Genomic DNA, 15440 nt, shown 5'->3' with positions numbered 1-15440 from the left:
GAAACCGGCCATGATTGGTTTATGTGCGGCTGCGAATGTCACAATCAGTCCATCCCGTCGATGATGTCCGGGAAGGATACGCGCGCAGCGTTTACATCGATGACAAGCAAAGCATCATAGCTGGCCGGATCAAAGGGGTCTTCTGCCGGAATGACTTCGCGCCCGAATAGCCAGCTCAAGCGCCCCGCATCCAGATTGCCCCGTTCGAACGGCTGGTCACCGAAATGGGCCCAAAGGGCCTCCATGAACGCAATATCAGCGCGCCTGTCCGCAGGTTTACGATCCCGAAACCGCTCGCGCTGCGTTAACGGTGTAACGCCCTTTGGGTTGGCGCGACGGATGGTGAACTGAAAGTCGGTGCCTGAAAGGCGACCGGGAAAACCACGATGCTTCAGCATGAAAGGCCCCCCTGTGTCATACTTGCAGACAAAAGCAATTCGAGCCCGAAAAAGGATGGGGTCATGATGCGCACCTCCAAAGCCGCACAGTTGGTCTGAGATGCTTTGTACTCATGGCGTCTTGCGGTCATGGTCAAAGCCCCTCCCAGATACACCGGGACTGCTCCAGCCGGTAGGCCTCAAAAAACTGGGTCGCATCAGGGGCGGCATCACCAAACTCTACCGGGCGATCGGACAAAGAGATAACGACCCGCGCCGGATGCAATTCATGCTGAGCGACATATGGAATGGCCAGAATCTGGCACAGGTGCTCCATATCCTTCGACGCCACATCATACCCAATCCGCCCTACTGACGCGCCTATTCTGGGCGCGATAAAGCGAAAGCGCAGCCAAAGCTCGCCAGGGTTGTTGTCCAGCAGGACATCGCTCAGTTGCACTGGCTGGCCCGACGGCACCGGCAGCAACGAATCGGAATCCGCAAAAGCAGGATGGCTGAAGGTGAGTGCACCCAGACAAATGGCGCGACCCCGGACCCACCAGCGGCGAGCTCCTCCTTCCGGGGTCGCGCGCGCAGTACGATTAGTCTGCGCGGTTCTATGTCTGACGGGTCGGATCATTCAACTATTTGCCGGTTTTTGTCAATTCCGCCTCAATTTGAGGGGGTTTCAGCCTCGGAACCGCTGTGACGGTCAAAGATTGAGCGGGGCGGGCCATCCCGCTCCTAGATGGATCACAGCGGGATATTGTCGTGCTTTTTCCACGGGTTCTTCAGCTGTTTGCCGCGCAAGCTGGCAAATGCCCGGGATACACGACGGCGGGTCGAATGCGGCATGATCACCTCATCGATGAAGCCGCGCTCGGCTGCCACGAAGGGATTTGCAAATCGGTCTTCGTAATCCTTGGTATGCGAAGCGATCTTGTCGGCATCCCCCAGATCGGCGCGATGAATGATCTCGGTCGCCCCTTTGGCCCCCATGACCGCAATTTCGGCGGTGGGCCAGGCATAGTTGAAATCACCGCGCAAATGCTTGGAGGCCATAACGTCGTAAGCACCGCCATAAGCCTTTCGGGTAATCACCGTCACCTTCGGCACGGTTGCCTCACCATAGGCAAAGAGCAACTTGGCCCCATGCTTGATGACACCACCATATTCCTGGCTTGTTCCCGGCAGGAAGCCAGGAACGTCGACCAATGTCAGGATCGGGATTTCGAAGCAGTCACAGAAGCGCACAAAGCGCGCAGCCTTGCGCGACGAGTCGATATCCAGACACCCGGCCAGCACCATCGGCTGGTTTGCGACGACGCCTACGGTCTGACCTTCCAGCCGGATGAACCCGGTGATGATGTTCTTGGCAAAATCTTCCTGAATTTCATAGAAATCGCCCTCGTCCGCCACTTTGGCGATGAGTTCCTTCATGTCGTAGGGCGTGTTCGGATTCTCTGGCACAAGAGTGTCCAGCGAAGCCTCGATCCGGCCGGGTTCGTCAAAGAACGGGCGCACGGGCGGCTTTTCGCGGTTGTTGAGGGGCAAGAAGTCCACCAGGCGCCGCACCTCGGCCAACGCTTCGACGTCGTTTTCGAACGCGCCATCAGCGACCGAGGATTTCTTGGTATGGGTCGAAGCCCCGCCCAGTTCCTCGGCAGTCACCACTTCGTTGGTCACGGTCTTCACCACATCAGGGCCGGTCACGAACATGTAAGAGGTGTCTTTGACCATGAAGATAAAGTCGGTCATCGCCGGGCTGTACACCGCGCCACCCGCACAGGGGCCCATGATAACGCTGATCTGCGGCACCACGCCCGAGGCCATGATGTTGCGCTGGAACACTTCGGCATACCCCGCCAGCGAAGCCACACCTTCCTGAATGCGCGCGCCGCCCGAATCGTTGATGCCAATCACCGGCGCACCGTTCTGGACCGCCATGTCCATAATCTTGCAAATCTTCTGAGCATGGGTTTCCGACAACGATCCGCCAAAGACGGTGAAATCCTGGCTGAACACATAAACCATGCGCCCGTTGATCGTACCCCAGCCGGTGACGACACCGTCACCCGCAGGCTTTTGTTTTTCCATTCCGAAATCGGTGCAGCGGTGACTGACGAACATGTCAAACTCTTCAAAGCTGCCCTCGTCCAGCAGCAGTTCGATCCGTTCTCGTGCGGTCAGTTTGCCGCGCGCGTGCTGGGCATCGATCCGTTTCTGCCCACCGCCCAGACGTGCGTTGTCGCGGCGGTCTTCCAATTCGGAAAGAATGTCTTTCATGACGACTATCCCCTTATAAATTTGACGGGACCCTACCTGTTTGGGCCGCTCATCCAAAGCTATTTTCGGCAAATTTGCAAAATTTCAGCAACAGTAATTTGGATAATTGCAAAACTGCGAATTCTCGCAGGCAATTTTGCGAATGGCTGGCATTCCGTAAATCCACGGCTATACATGTGAACCATGCAGTTCAGCTCTGACGCGGTCCACCGCACACCACCCACATTGGCGACGCTTGTTTTACTCTCGGGCCTGTCCGCCCTGAGCATGAACCTGTTTCTGCCCAGCCTGCCAAACATGGCCGAGTATTTCGAAACCGATTACAAGGTCATGCAGCTGTCGATTGCGCTTTATCTGCTGATCAATGCCATTCTGCAAATTCTTATAGGTCCAATTGCGGATCAGGCAGGACGCAGACCAGTTTTACTGTGGGGCCTTGGCCTGTTCCTGATGGCGACCCTTGGGTGCATCTTCGCCCCCAATGCCACGGTTTTTCTGGCGTTCAGGATGTGTCAGGCGGTAGTGGTCGTCGGTATGGTTCTCAGCCGCGCAGCGGTGCGGGATATGTACGATCAGGACCAAGCTGCCTCAATGATCGGTTATGTAACGATGGGCATGGCCGTGGTTCCGATGATTGGCCCTGCCATCGGCGGCTTACTGGAAGTGAGCTTTGGTTGGAAAGCGAATTTCTGGCTGCCCTTTGCCGTAGGTCTGCTGACTATGGCACTGACCTATTCGGACTTTGGGGAAACATCGGCAAAAAGTGGCAAAACGCTTGTCCAGCAATTCAAGGAATACCCCGAACTTCTGACCTCGCCACGGTTCTGGGGATATTCACTGGCTTGTGCCTTCTCATCGGGTTCGTTTTTCGCCTATCTCGGCGGCGCACCTTTCATCGGCACCGAATTGTTCGGGTTGAGCGCGGCACAGGTTGGCATTTATTTTGGCGCACCTGCGGTTGGGTATTTTGTTGGCAATTTCATGAGCGGGCGTTTTTCAGTGCGGTTCGGTGTGAACCGCATGGTGCTATGGGGAAGCCTGCTCAATGCGTTTGGCGTCGCTGTGTCGGCATTGCTGTTTCTGGCCGACCGTGGAACCGCACTCAGTTTCTTTGGGTTCATGACATTTGTGGGCGTCGGCAATGGCATGGTCATCCCCAACGCAACCTCGGGCGCGCTATCAGTGCGCCCTCGACTGGCTGCAACCGCCTCGGGCCTGAGTGGCGCCATTATGTTAGGTGGCGGCGCCGGGCTGAGCGCCTTGGCAGGTGCCTTGCTGACACGTGAAACCGGCGCGATGCCGCTGCTTTGGCTGATGCTGGCAACAGCCGTTCTGGCGATCGTCGCAATTTCAACTGTCGTACGAAGAGAACGGCAATTGGGGCTGTAACCGCTTGCCCCAATGACTTTGCAAAGTTAACCTCGGAAATTGGAAAACTTGCAAAGGCACCCTATGGCCACCCAAAAGCTCTATGCGGGCGCGAAACTGCGCGAAATGCGGACTCGCCTGACCCTGACGCAGCGCGAATTTGCCGCCAAACTGGGCGTTTCACTGCCTTATCTGAATCAGATGGAGAACAACAACCGGCCGATCTCGACCACGGTTGTGCTGGCTCTGGCGCAGGAATTCGGAATGGATGTTACCGAACTCAGCACCGGCGACAGCGAACGTCTTGTTTCAGACATGCGCGAGGCGCTGGCCGATCCTGTTTTTGCCGACATACAGCCCCCTCTGGCCGATCTGCGCCTGACAGCTTCCAACGCCCCGGCCCTGGCGCGCGCGTTTATCGAATTGCACAAAACCTACCGGCAGACACATGAACGCCTTGCCTCGCTGGACGAGGCTTTGGGGCGTGAAGATGCGCGTATTCAGGCCAGCCCTTGGGAAGAAGTGCGCGATTTCTTCCATTATTGCGACAACTACATCGACGCCGTGGACAGGGCAGCGGAACTGTTTGCCAACCGCGCCGACGGCCCCGGCGGTATCCGGCAAGCCGCCCTGAGCAGCCTTTCAGAACGCGGAATTCAGGTGGTTTTTTCAGATATGGGCCCCTTGCGCGCTTATGATGTCGACAGCAAAATTTTGCGCCTGTCCTCCCGTGCAGCGCCGCAGACGCAGGTGTTCCAGCTTCTGTTACAGGTCGCGCTGATCAGTCAGGACCAGTTGCTGGAGGCGACGCTGGATTTCGCCAAGTTCCAAAGTGACGAAGCCCGCGCCATCGCCAAGATCGGTCTTGCCAACTATTTCGCTGGTGCCTCTCTGATGCCTTATACCGCGTTTTTGACTGCTGCTCAGGAAGAGCGTCACGATCTGGAGCTGCTCAGCAACCGGTTCGGGGCGTCGGTCGAGCAGGTTGCACATCGGCTGTCGACACTACAGCGTCCCGGCGCCAAGGGCATCCCGTTCTTCTTCGTCCGGGTTGATCAGGCGGGGACGATCACCAAGCGACACTCGGCCACACGCCTTCAATTTGCACGCTTTGGTGGGGCTTGCCCGCTTTGGAACGTGCATCGGGCCTTTGAAACGCCCGGGCATTTCCTGCGGCAGCTGGCGGAAACACCAGATGGCGTTCGCTATATCTCGCTGGCACGGGATGTTTCAAAATCGGGCGGCTCTTTCGGTGCGCCCGTCAGACGGTACGCCATTGCGTTGGGGTGCGAGGTCCGCCATGCCCCGGCGCTTGTTTATGCTGATAACCTCGACATCAACAATGCCAGCGCTTACGAGCCCATTGGAATTTCCTGCCGCATCTGCGAGCGGCAAACCTGTCACCAGCGTTCGGTTCCGCCGCTGGAACGCCGTCTGAGCATCGACACCCATATTCGCGGCACCCTGCCCTATGAAGTGACCTGATCTTAGTCTGGCGACTAAGCCCTATCAGCGTCACGTCTCTGGGCACGACGGGGGCATAGCCCCCGCCAATGAATTTAAGTCTTGGACAGGATCGCCCAGATCTCATCCTTCAGCGCCGCGCGTTTTTTGCGCAGGTCAACCTCGGCCAGTTCCTCCATGGGTTCGACATTGGTCTCGGCGCGGTGCACTTCGCGGTTGACCTCATGATATTCATCGGCCAGCCGGGCGAAATGCGCATCCGACTGCTTGAGCTGGCTCATCAGTTCAACTTTGTCCGGAAACTCTTCGGCCAGTTCATGCGGGGTGTGAGACATCTCTGTTCGCTCCTTCATATGTCGTTGCAAACCAGTGATAGAAGCGTGACCGGGCTTTCGCTTTGACCGGGATCAACTACCCGCAACAATCCCGCGAATTTCAATAAAGCGCCACGCGCATCCTGCCGTGCAGAGGGCAAGTTGTGCTGAAACGTGGCTCAACCTTATCTGGACAAGAACGCTGAACCTTTTCCTAACATGCCCCCGGCAAGCGCTGAACAGCGTATTCAACCGGGAGCAGTTAAGTATCATTATCGCTGCGCGGTTGCCCAGCCGGGGTGGATCCACGGGCGATCATTGGCCTTGGGTAACGGGTCTTTGCCCAGCAGAGAATCCGATACTTTCTCGCCCACCATGATCGAGGGCGCGTTGAGATTGCCGTTGGTGATCTGCGGGAAAATCGAACTGTCCGCGACGCGCAGCCCGTCCACGCCGATGACGCGACCCTCGGGATCGACCACCGCACCTTTGTCATCCGCACGCCCCATCCGGCAGGTGCCACAGGGGTGATAGGCGCTTTCAGCATGTTCCGCGATAAAGGCGTTCAGCTCTTCATCGGTTTGCACAGCGGCACCCGGCTGAATTTCCTTGCCCGCATAGGGTTTGAAAGCGTTTTGTCCAAAGATTTCGCGGGTCAGCCGGATACAGGTGCGGAAGTCTTCCCAATCCTCTTCATGGCTCATGTAGTTGAACTTGATCACCGGCGCGTCTGCGGCTTGCGCAGATCGCAATGTGACCGCCCCGCGTGACGGGGACCGCATCGGGCCGACATGCGCCTGGAACCCGTGCCCCTCTGCCGCCGCCTGTCCGTCATAGCGAACTGCGATCGGCAGGAAGTGGTACTGAATGTCGGGATACTCCACACCCGGCTTAGACCGGATGAATGCCGCGCTTTCAAACTGGTTCGATGCGCCCAAACCTGTCTTGGTAAACAGCCATTGCGCCCCGATCAGACCCTTGCTGAACAGGTTCCAGTGCTTGTAGAGCGTAATCGGCTGTAGCGAAGCTTGTTGAATATACAGCTCCAGATGATCCTGAAGGTTCGCACCCACCCCCGGACGATCCGCAACGACGTTGATCCCATGTTCCGCCAGATGTGCGCCCGGGCCGATACCAGACAGCATAAGCAGTTTGGGCGAGTTGATCGAGGACGCAGCCAGAACGACCTCGCGCCGGGCCTTGATGATCTCTTTCTTGCCGCCACGGATCAATTCCACACCAGTGGCGCGACCGTTTTCCATAACAACCCGAGACGCAAGACCCCGCACGATATCACAATTGTCGCGTTTGAGCGCGGGCTTCAGATAGGCATTTGCCGCCGACCAGCGCCGCCCTTTCCAGACGGTCTGCTCCATCGGGCCAAAGCCTTCCTGCTTTTCTCCGTTATAGTCGCCGGTGACCTCGTATCCCGCCTGTTGGCCTGCATCGACAAAGGCCTGAAACAGTGGGTTTGCGCGGGGACCGCGCGACACGTGCAATGGGCCGTCAGTGCCGCGCCAGGCCGGATCGCCCCCATGGCCGCCGTCATGCCATGTCTCCATGCGTTTGTAATAGGGCAGCACATCCGCATAAGACCAACCGTCAGCCCCCATCTCGGCCCAGGTGTCGAAATCGCGTGCGTGACCGCGCACATAGACCATGCCGTTGATCGACGACGACCCGCCGATCACCTTGCCGCGCGGGCAGGCCAGACGGCGGTTGTTAAGATGCGGTTCGGGCTCGGACTGATATCCCCAGTCATAGCGCGACATGTTCATCGGATAGCTGAGCGCGGCAGGCATCTGGATAAACGGCCCCATGTCGGTGCCACCGTGCTCGATCACCAGGACCGAGGCCCCACCTTCGCTCAGACGATATGCCATTGCGCAGCCTGCGGACCCTGCGCCAACGATGACAAAATCTGCTTCCATATTCACAACTCCTCGCCCGCCGGGTGTGACGCCTCCGGCGGGAGTATTTTTAAAAAGATGAAGAGGTTACTCGCCGCGTGGGAACCGGGCATTTTCCTCGACGATGTTCAGATCCATATGATTGCGCATGTAGCGTTCGGACGCTTTTTGCAGCGGCTGATAATCCCATGGGTAATATCCGCCTTGCCGCAGTGCCTCATACACGACCCAGCGTCGCGCCTGACTGGCACGGACATCCGCGTCGAAGCGCTCCAAATCCCAGCGGGTCTCGGACTTTGCGCGCAGGGTTTGCAGCGTGCCCGCATGTTCGGGGCTGTCTGCCAGATTGGTCAGTTCATGCGGGTCTGCCTCGAGATCAAACAATTGATCCGGGTCCAGCGCGCATCGATTGTATTTCCACTTGCCATAGCGCAGCGACACCAGCGGCGCATACGATGCCTCGGCCGCGTATTCCATGGCCACAGGTGCGGTTCGTTCCCCGCCTTGCGCCAGCGGCACCAGGTTTTCACCGTCCGTCCATGGGGCGATCTCGGCCATGTCAACACCTGCCAGAGCCCCGAGTGTGGGTGTGACATCAATGGTAGAAACCGGTGTATCGATCCGCCCCGCAAGCAAATCCGGGGATGAAATCATCAAAGGAACGCGCGCCGAGCCTTCGTAGAAGTTCATCTTGAACCACAAGCCCCGTTCACCCAGCATGTCACCGTGATCCGAGACGAACAGGATGATCGCCTCTTGCCGTGTCGTTTCCAGCACTTCGAGGATTTCACCGATCTTGTCGTCCAGATAGGAAATATTGGCGAAATAGGCGCGGCGCGACTTTCGGATATCTTCTTGGGTGATGTCGAAGCTACGCCAGTCGTTGGCATCGAAGATCCGCTTGGCGTGAGGATCCTGGTTGTCATAGCCGATATCAGCGATTTCGGGCAGCAGATGCGCGCAATCCTCGTAAAGGTCCCAGTATTTGCGACGGGCGACATAGGGATCATGCGGATGGGTGAAGCTGACCGTCACGCACCATGGGCGGTCATCCTTGCCGCGCGCAAGGTCATACAGTTTGGCCTTGGCGTTATAGGCGACCTCGTCATCATACTCCATCTGGTTGGAAATCTCGGCAACACCCGCGCCGGTCACCGATCCCATGTTGTGATACCACCAGTCGATCCGCTCGCCCGGTTTGCGGTAATCCGGTGTCCAGCCAAAATCGGCCGGGTAGATATCAGTTGTCAGGCGATCCTCAAACCCGTGCATCTGGTCCGGGCCGACAAAGTGCATTTTGCCTGACAGACAGGTGTAATAGCCGGCCCTGCGCAAATGGTGTGCGTAAGTTGGGATATCGCTGCGGAACTCAGCCGCGTTGTCGTAGACGCCGGTGCGTGAGGGTAATTGACCGGACATGAAGCTGGCCCGCCCCGGCGCGCAAAGCGGCGACGCAGTATAAGCGTTGGCAAAGCGGGTCGACCGTTCGGCCAGTTTCTTCAGGTTCGGAGCATGAAGCCAGTCAGCGGGACCGTCGGGAAAGAGGGTTCCGTTCAGCTGATCCACCATCAGGATCAGAATGTTTGGTTTTGTCATTTTTCAGCCTCGAGCAGAGTATCGAGCACGCGCATAGCGTGGTTCACGGCCAGTTGCGGTTCTTCCGGGGCGCTGAGTGCTGCGCGAATATAGAGCCCGTCAATCAGGGCAATCATATTCTCGGCAGCCTCAACCGGATCCAGCATCCTTGGACGCAGGGCATGAACCAGATTCGATCTGATGCGCGCCTGATAGATCTGCCACAATCGCAGCGCGTCACTGTTGGTCTGCGCCAACACATAAAACGTCATCCAGGCGGCAGTCACGTCAGGTGTGAAACACGAAGGGGCAAAACAGGCGTGGATAATCGCCTCTGCCCGATTGCCCGGTTTGGCCGCTTTCAACTGGGCCCTGGCTTCGTCGCTGAAGTCGGCGAGGATCTGACGCATTGCGGCCAGAAATATCTGATCCTTTCCGCCAAAATAATGGTGTGCCAATGCGCTGGACATGCCCGCGCGTTTGGCAATCTGGCTTACGGTTACATCCAGGGATTTCTTGACACCCAGTTCAGCAATCGTCGCTCGAACAATCGCGTCCTTGCGGATCGGCTCCATTCCAACTTTTGGCATCGCTTTCCCCATACAGGTGTCATGCGACCAAGCTAGGATGTTTTTATTGACTCGTCAATCAATGTAAACACTGAGATGTCTTGTTACAGCTTCGGCGCAATACTGGGAGGCGTCAAGTCCCGCCGGTTCAACATGAACTCGCGCCATGAGATGAAGCTTACAGCGCCCAGTATCAGGGTTCCGCCAGCCACAACCCAAAGGTCGACGCTTTCGTGGAAGATTGCTGCACCCACAAGCGTGGCCCAGATCAACTGCAGGAAAGTGACGGGTTGTGTGACGGCCACAGGCGCGGCCTGCAACGCCAATGTCATGAAGTAATGACCTGCGGTCGCAAAGCTGGCCACCAGAAACAGAACCCCGAGTTCTTGCATACTGGGCCGGGTCCAGACGGCAACCGCAAAGGGGATCAAGGCTATGGTTACCCAGATGGACAGATGCGCCACAACAACCGAAGGTGGAACGTCGCGGACAAGAAGCTTGGCCAGCAAATAGGACCCGCTTAGCATCAGGGCCGTTCCGAGCATGGCAAGGTGACCTTGTGAGACTTCGCGAAACCCGGGGCGCAGGATGACCAGCACGCCCACCAAAGCGACCAGAATCGCGGCGACCCTGCGAAAAGCCAACTTCTCACCCAGAAACAGGGCTGCACCCAAGGTGACATAAACCGGCGTCATGTAGTTCATCGCAGTGACTTCGGCCAAGGGAATTTGTGTCATGGCGAAGAACCAAAGCATGACAGCAATCGCGTGTACTACACCGCGCAAACCGAACAGCGTCAGCAGGCGGGGTGTCAGCCGGGTCGCCATGATCGACCGCAAGGCCGGTAACAGAAACACCAATCCCAGCGCATAACGCAGGAATGCGGCCTGGACCGGATTCATCGTCGTGCCCAGAGATTTGACCAATGCGGTCATCACAACAAAGGACAGCCCGGCGGCAAACATCCAGAACATAGCGGCAAGCGGGCGCGACGAAACGGCAAGCGATGTCATGGCTTAGGTTGAACACCGAAACCCTGCCGGGAACAACCCTTCACATGACAACAAGTTTCAGTGCGATACCCAGCATTACGACACCGATCACTGCATCCAGCACCTGCCAGGCGCGCGGGCGCGCAAACACCGGAGACAGAACACCTGCGCCGTATCCAAGTGAAAAGAAGAAGACAAAGCTGGAAATGACCGCCCCAATGGCAAATCCGACCCGGTCATCATACTGTGCCGAGATGGAACCGATCAGAACCACTGTATCCAGATAGACATGCGGGTTCAGCCAGGTGAAGGCGAGAACGGTAAGCATCGCGGTTCTAAGGCTGGTTCGCTGGCCGTTGCCCGTTTCCATTACCGCGCCACCCCGCAGGGCAGACCCGAAGCTGCGCAGCCCATACCACGTCAGAAAAGCGGCCCCGCCAAATCGCAGTACAGGTTCAAACCAGGGGGCTGAATGGGCCAGAGTCCCGAACCCTGTGACGCCTGCAACAATCAAAACCGCGTCAGACATTGAGCAGGTCAGGCACAGAAGAAACACATGTTCACGCCGCAACCCCTGTCGCAAAATAAAGGCGTTCTGTGCCCCGATGGCGAGGATCAGACTGAAACCCAGCGCGAAACCGGCGATCATGGACGTGGGCATGGGACCTCCTGCTATTGCAAGACGTTGACTAAGGCCGTTGGTGCGATCTATCAAATTAAAGATGTTACCCCGAGTTAAGCCTGACTAATGTTGCTAGATCCTCTTCACCTGTCCGCTTTGTCTGCCATTCTGCGTCATGGCAGCTTTGATGCGGCTGCGGCAGAGCTGGCGGTGACGCCCTCGGCGATATCCCAGCGGATCAGGGCGCTTGAGGATCGGATTGGAGCCACCCTGATACATCGGGGCAGCCCTTGTACCGGGACGCCCGCCGGGCTGCGCATTGCCCGTTACGCGGAAGATGTCGGACTGCTTGAGGCACAGCTGGTTCGAGAACTAACGCTGGAGCAGGAACCAAGGTCCGCCCGCGTCCGTATCGCCGTACCTGCAGACAGTCTGGCCACCTGGTTTGTTGATGCGATGGCGCAGGTGCCTGACATGCTGTTCGATCTGGTGATCGACGATCAGGATCACTCCGCAGACTGGCTGCGACGGGGCGAGGTAAGCGCCGCCGTCACCGTTGGTGGCCAGACAGTGACCGGGTGCGACGCGATCCCATTGGGCGTGTTGCGCTATCTGCCAACAGCCAGCCCGGAATTCATCAACACCTGGTTTCGGGACAAAGTGACCGAGGCAGAACTTGGCAAGGCACCCTGCCTGGTTTTCAACCAAAAGGACGGGCTACAAAGGGCATGGATTGTTCAGCACACTGGCAAACGCCTTTCACCCCCGTCTCATTTCCTGCCTTCTTCACACGGATTTGTGGACGCGGCGATTGCCGGGCTTGGGTGGGGCATGAACCCCGCAGCTCTGGTGCAGGAGGCTTTGAAACATGGGCTGTTGCGCCCCATCGTGCCCGATGCGCCGTTGGATGTCGCGCTGAGCTGGCAGGTTGGGCGTGTTCTTGCGCCCGCGCTCAAACCTCTGACCCAGGCTGTCAAACGTGCCTCAGAACGAATTTTGCTTCTGCCTCAAAGCAGCTAAACAAACACGACATTTTCGGAGGAACCAATGTTCTCACGTGACGCTCTTGGCTATGACCCGATTCCCCTGCCGGACCGATGCGACATCAGCGATGCAGACATGCTGGGCGCGGCGCAGGCATTTTACGAAAAGATGCGTCAGCGTCACACTGTCCGGGACTTCAGCCCCCGCCCCGTTGGCCGTGAGGTAATCGAATCCAGCCTGCGCACCGCGGGCACCGCCCCGTCGGGCGCCAATCACCAACCCTGGCATTTTGCTGCCATCTCGGATCCTGCCCTGAAACACCGCATCCGGGAAGAAGCCGAAGAAGAAGAACGCCAGTTCTACGCAGGTGGCGCCGGGGATGAATGGATCAAGGCACTGGAGCCTATCGGAACCAACGCTGTAAAAGAACATCTGACAATCGCCCCTTGGCTGATCGTGGTATTTGCCCAGCGCTGGGGGCAATTCGAGGATGGAACGCGGTACAAGAACTACTACGTCCCGGAGAGTGTAAACATTGCCACCGGCTTTCTGATTGCCGCGCTGCATCACGCGGGCCTTAGCACTCTGACCCACACCCCGAATCCGATGCGGTTTCTGAACGACGCGCTGGACCGGCCCGCGTCCGAAAAACCAACCATGATCATCGCGGTGGGGCATCCGTCAGAAGACGCGACCGTGCCTGCTGTGGCAAAACTCAAGAAACCCCTGGAAGAGATTTCATCCTTCTTCTGAGGCCGTCGCAACGGTGGCCGAAAACTCAATTCGTGGGCTGTACTGGCTATTTCTGTTCCGGTTGCATCATGCGGTAGCAGTTTACACAGGACGCCAGACTGGCGACGACGATGAATGCGACGGCCATTGCGACCTCGTGCATATGGGCGACAGCGGCAAGGCCCGCAGACAACAACACCGCGGTTAAACGCGCGAACGCCTTGACCGCCGCCGATCCCCGCACCCGCTGCTCTTTGGGTGCCACATCCAGAAAATAGAGTTTACGCGCACTGCTGATCCCGGTCACCGCAACGGTGACAATGAACAGCGCAATTGCATGCAAGTGAACCTGATGGTCGATGCCCAAATAGTGGAACACCAAAAGGACACAGCCTGTTGCGGCGACCATCAATGTCCCGACCACCATGACAGCACGATGGGATTTCATGTTGATGGTTTGCCACAGAGGGCCCGAAACAAGATACCCCGAAGCGGAAGAAACGATCATCGCGGTCAATCCCTGTGTCGAGCTGTGATGCGCTTCGGCTGCGATGAGAGCGAAGAACGGAACAGACAGCGACACAGCAACCAAGGGCAGACGCATGATCATATACCGCCGGAACCATTGGTATTCGAACATGTCCAGAATACCCTTGATATTCGCCTTAATCGAAATGCCCCTTTCGGACTTCTGCGGCGTCGTCGGTGCACCCTCACGCACGGTTTCCGTCATCGCCAGCATGAACAGACCCGACAGCAGGAAGAATAAAACCGAAACGCCAATCATGACTGAATGGCGCGAAAAGGGTGGATTATCCTTGGTGAACTGATGCACCAGCAACGCAAGGCCAATGGCACATAGCCCCCCGGCACCAAGTTGCAGGTATTGCATGACCATGCGCGAACGCGCCTGAACGTGGTCCCCGAGCAGATCCGTAAGCATCAGGGTCTGCACTTCGCTGACAAGCCCGATCACCAGAAATACAGACAGGAAAACCGCCGCGATCAATGGGACAGCCCCGGTTGCGGCCGCAGCGATTGCCAGAACCAGACAGGCGCCAATGACCGCTTCGGTCAACGCAATCGCACGTTTCTTCTTGCTTCTTGCCGCAACGGGTTGCGCCAGAAAGAAATCCGCAATCAAGCAACCGACCATCCGCACCGACACCAGCGCCCCCGCCACAAACATCGGCAACTCGAAGGAAACGGCTAGAAACGGTAAAACAACCGACGGGCTGCCGAGCGTCCACGCGACCTGAGACAGGATACTTTGCCCGGCCAGGACGGGCACGTTGCGCTTGGTTCGATCGGAAGTTTCGGATGTCATTAGTACTGTGTCTTCGTGTTTCCTGGATTTCCGCCACTTTCAGCCTAAGCGCATCGACTGTTTCAGCCAATAATTCAATAAAACCATCAAAAACCAAAAAACCCGGCCGTTGCGACCGGGTTTCAATGAGCTGGTATGGGTCAGCTTAAAGCTGCGCCATGACCTCATCGGTGGCTTCGAAGTTGGTCGTGACACGCTGCACATCGTCATCGTCTTCCAGCGCATCGACCAGCTTCATCAGCTTTTGCATGTCCTCAAGGCCCAGTTCCGTCGTTGTGGTCGGTTTCCAGACCAGCTTGGTGGATTCTGATTCTCCAAGCGCGGTTTCCAATGCAGAGGAGACATCGTTCAGATCGGTATCCGCGCACCAGATGATGTGACCGTCTTCCGAGCTTTCGACGTCTTCGGCTCCGGCCTCAATGGCGGCCTCAAAAATCGTGTCGGCATCGCCAGCATCTGCCGGGTAAATGACCTCACCCTTGCGGTCAAACATGAACCCAACCGAGCCGGTCTCGCCCAGATTGCCACCGTTCTTCGAGAACGTGGAACGAACGGTCGATGCGGTCCGGTTGCGGTTGTCGGTCATGGTTTCGACAATTACCGCAACACCATTGGGCCCATAGCCCTCATAGCGGATTTCTTCGTAATCGTCGCCTTCACCCGCTTGGGATTTCTTGATCGCGCGGTCGATCACGTCCTTGGGGACCGAGTTCGACTTGGCTTCTTTCACCGCCAGACGCAGGCGCGGGTTCTTGTCGGGATCGGGGTCGCCCATCTTGGCGGCCACGGTGATCTCTTTTGACAGTTTGGAAAACAGTTTGGACCGCGCGGCGTCCTGACGCCCCTTGCGGTGCTGGATGTTGGCCCATTTGGAGTGGCCTGCCATAGTGCGTCCTCGTCATCATGTTTGCGTGTTCGGC

Annotated in this window: 15 protein-coding genes; 4 read left to right on the top strand and 11 right to left on the bottom strand. The window is 57.6% G+C overall.

Features of this window, described 5'->3' with window-relative positions:
• Positions 1–44: 44 nt before the first annotated feature.
• The 3 genes from ACR0ES_RS05035 to ACR0ES_RS05025 form a co-directional block, all read right to left on the bottom strand.
• Positions 45–398 (bottom strand): hypothetical protein, encoded by a 354-nt coding sequence (locus ACR0ES_RS05035; RefSeq protein WP_480773163.1) that lies wholly within the window; start codon positions 396–398, stop codon positions 45–47.
• Positions 399–531: 133 nt separating this feature from the next.
• Complete coding sequence (locus tag ACR0ES_RS05030; RefSeq protein ID WP_267367703.1) at positions 532–864, bottom strand: DUF6497 family protein; 333 nt, start codon at positions 862–864, stop codon at positions 532–534.
• Between the two features lie 266 nt (positions 865–1130).
• A complete protein-coding gene (locus ACR0ES_RS05025) occupies positions 1131–2663 on the bottom strand; it encodes an acyl-CoA carboxylase subunit beta (RefSeq protein WP_480582916.1) in 1533 nt (510 codons plus the stop codon).
• Between the two features lie 183 nt (positions 2664–2846).
• On the opposite strand from ACR0ES_RS05025, the gene ACR0ES_RS05020 reads away from it, so the two are divergent.
• Entirely contained in the window at positions 2847–4052 is a 1206-nt protein-coding gene (locus ACR0ES_RS05020; RefSeq protein WP_480486367.1) for a multidrug effflux MFS transporter, read from the top strand.
• A gap of 63 nt (positions 4053–4115) precedes the next feature.
• Positions 4116–5516 (top strand): helix-turn-helix domain-containing protein, encoded by a 1401-nt coding sequence (locus ACR0ES_RS05015; protein WP_209504590.1) that lies wholly within the window; start codon positions 4116–4118, stop codon positions 5514–5516.
• Between the two features lie 74 nt (positions 5517–5590).
• Here ACR0ES_RS05015 and ACR0ES_RS05010 read toward each other — a convergent pair whose 3' ends face one another.
• From ACR0ES_RS05010 to ACR0ES_RS04985, 6 genes are all read right to left on the bottom strand, one after another.
• Positions 5591–5830 (bottom strand): HP1242/YdcH family protein, encoded by a 240-nt coding sequence (locus ACR0ES_RS05010; RefSeq protein WP_480481962.1) that lies wholly within the window; start codon positions 5828–5830, stop codon positions 5591–5593.
• Positions 5831–6081: 251 nt separating this feature from the next.
• Positions 6082–7740, bottom strand: a complete 1659-nt coding sequence (gene betA, locus ACR0ES_RS05005; protein WP_480773162.1) for a choline dehydrogenase — start codon at positions 7738–7740, stop codon at positions 6082–6084.
• Between the two features lie 66 nt (positions 7741–7806).
• Positions 7807–9315, bottom strand: a complete 1509-nt coding sequence (gene betC, locus ACR0ES_RS05000) for a choline-sulfatase (protein WP_480773161.1) — start codon at positions 9313–9315, stop codon at positions 7807–7809.
• On the bottom strand, positions 9312–9884 hold the full coding sequence (gene betI / locus ACR0ES_RS04995) for a choline-binding transcriptional repressor BetI (RefSeq protein WP_480475817.1): 573 nt from the start codon (positions 9882–9884) through the stop codon (positions 9312–9314). The genes betC and betI overlap by 4 nt, the downstream gene beginning before the upstream one ends.
• Before the next feature lie 83 nt (positions 9885–9967).
• The gene (locus ACR0ES_RS04990; RefSeq protein ID WP_480481968.1) at positions 9968–10876 is read right to left on the bottom strand and encodes a DMT family transporter; all 909 of its coding nucleotides are present in this window, start codon (positions 10874–10876) and stop codon (positions 9968–9970) included.
• Between the two features lie 40 nt (positions 10877–10916).
• Positions 10917–11516, bottom strand: a complete 600-nt coding sequence (locus ACR0ES_RS04985) for a LysE/ArgO family amino acid transporter (protein ID WP_480869757.1) — start codon at positions 11514–11516, stop codon at positions 10917–10919.
• Between the two features lie 87 nt (positions 11517–11603).
• Here ACR0ES_RS04985 and ACR0ES_RS04980 point away from each other — a divergent pair, with 87 nt between their 5' ends.
• Positions 11604–12497, top strand: a complete 894-nt coding sequence (locus ACR0ES_RS04980) for a LysR family transcriptional regulator ArgP (RefSeq protein WP_480506213.1) — start codon at positions 11604–11606, stop codon at positions 12495–12497.
• 27 nt (positions 12498–12524) lie between these two features.
• Positions 12525–13214 (top strand): nitroreductase family protein, encoded by a 690-nt coding sequence (locus tag ACR0ES_RS04975; protein ID WP_480869755.1) that lies wholly within the window; start codon positions 12525–12527, stop codon positions 13212–13214.
• Positions 13215–13260: 46 nt separating this feature from the next.
• Here ACR0ES_RS04975 and ACR0ES_RS04970 read toward each other — a convergent pair whose 3' ends face one another.
• Together ACR0ES_RS04970 and ACR0ES_RS04965 are read right to left on the bottom strand one after the other, a co-directional pair.
• Positions 13261–14520 carry a permease gene (locus ACR0ES_RS04970; RefSeq protein ID WP_480869753.1) on the bottom strand — a complete coding sequence of 420 codons (1260 nt, stop codon included), beginning with the start codon at positions 14518–14520 and terminating at the stop codon, positions 13261–13263.
• Positions 14521–14665: 145 nt separating this feature from the next.
• Complete coding sequence (locus tag ACR0ES_RS04965) at positions 14666–15406, bottom strand: YebC/PmpR family DNA-binding transcriptional regulator (RefSeq protein ID WP_480481976.1); 741 nt, start codon at positions 15404–15406, stop codon at positions 14666–14668.
• Between the last annotated feature and the right edge of the window lie 34 nt (positions 15407–15440).

Source organism: Ruegeria sp. N7 (assembly GCF_056531345.1).
The sequence above is the reverse complement of the archived record's forward strand: the minus strand, read 5'-3'. Positions and strand labels throughout refer to the sequence as shown.

Coding starts and splice junctions, on each gene's coding strand:
- ACR0ES_RS05020 (WP_480486367.1), top strand. CDS start 2,847: ATGCAGTTCAGCTCTGACGCGGTCCACCGCACACCACCCACATTGGCG.
- ACR0ES_RS05015 (WP_209504590.1), top strand. CDS start 4,116: ATGGCCACCCAAAAGCTCTATGCGGGCGCGAAACTGCGCGAAATGCGG.
- ACR0ES_RS04975 (WP_480869755.1), top strand. CDS start 12,525: ATGTTCTCACGTGACGCTCTTGGCTATGACCCGATTCCCCTGCCGGAC.
- betC (WP_480773161.1), bottom strand. CDS start 9,315: ATGACAAAACCAAACATTCTGATCCTGATGGTGGATCAGCTGAACGGA.
- betI (WP_480475817.1), bottom strand. CDS start 9,884: ATGCCAAAAGTTGGAATGGAGCCGATCCGCAAGGACGCGATTGTTCGA.
- ACR0ES_RS05025 (WP_480582916.1), bottom strand. CDS start 2,663: ATGAAAGACATTCTTTCCGAATTGGAAGACCGCCGCGACAACGCACGT.
- ACR0ES_RS04990 (WP_480481968.1), bottom strand. CDS start 10,876: ATGACATCGCTTGCCGTTTCGTCGCGCCCGCTTGCCGCTATGTTCTGG.
- ACR0ES_RS04970 (WP_480869753.1), bottom strand. CDS start 14,520: ATGACATCCGAAACTTCCGATCGAACCAAGCGCAACGTGCCCGTCCTG.
- ACR0ES_RS05035 (WP_480773163.1), bottom strand. CDS start 398: ATGCTGAAGCATCGTGGTTTTCCCGGTCGCCTTTCAGGCACCGACTTT.
- ACR0ES_RS04965 (WP_480481976.1), bottom strand. CDS start 15,406: ATGGCAGGCCACTCCAAATGGGCCAACATCCAGCACCGCAAGGGGCGT.
- ACR0ES_RS05010 (WP_480481962.1), bottom strand. CDS start 5,830: ATGTCTCACACCCCGCATGAACTGGCCGAAGAGTTTCCGGACAAAGTT.
- ACR0ES_RS04985 (WP_480869757.1), bottom strand. CDS start 11,516: ATGCCCACGTCCATGATCGCCGGTTTCGCGCTGGGTTTCAGTCTGATC.
- betA (WP_480773162.1), bottom strand. CDS start 7,740: ATGGAAGCAGATTTTGTCATCGTTGGCGCAGGGTCCGCAGGCTGCGCA.
- ACR0ES_RS04980 (WP_480506213.1), top strand. CDS start 11,604: ATGTTGCTAGATCCTCTTCACCTGTCCGCTTTGTCTGCCATTCTGCGT.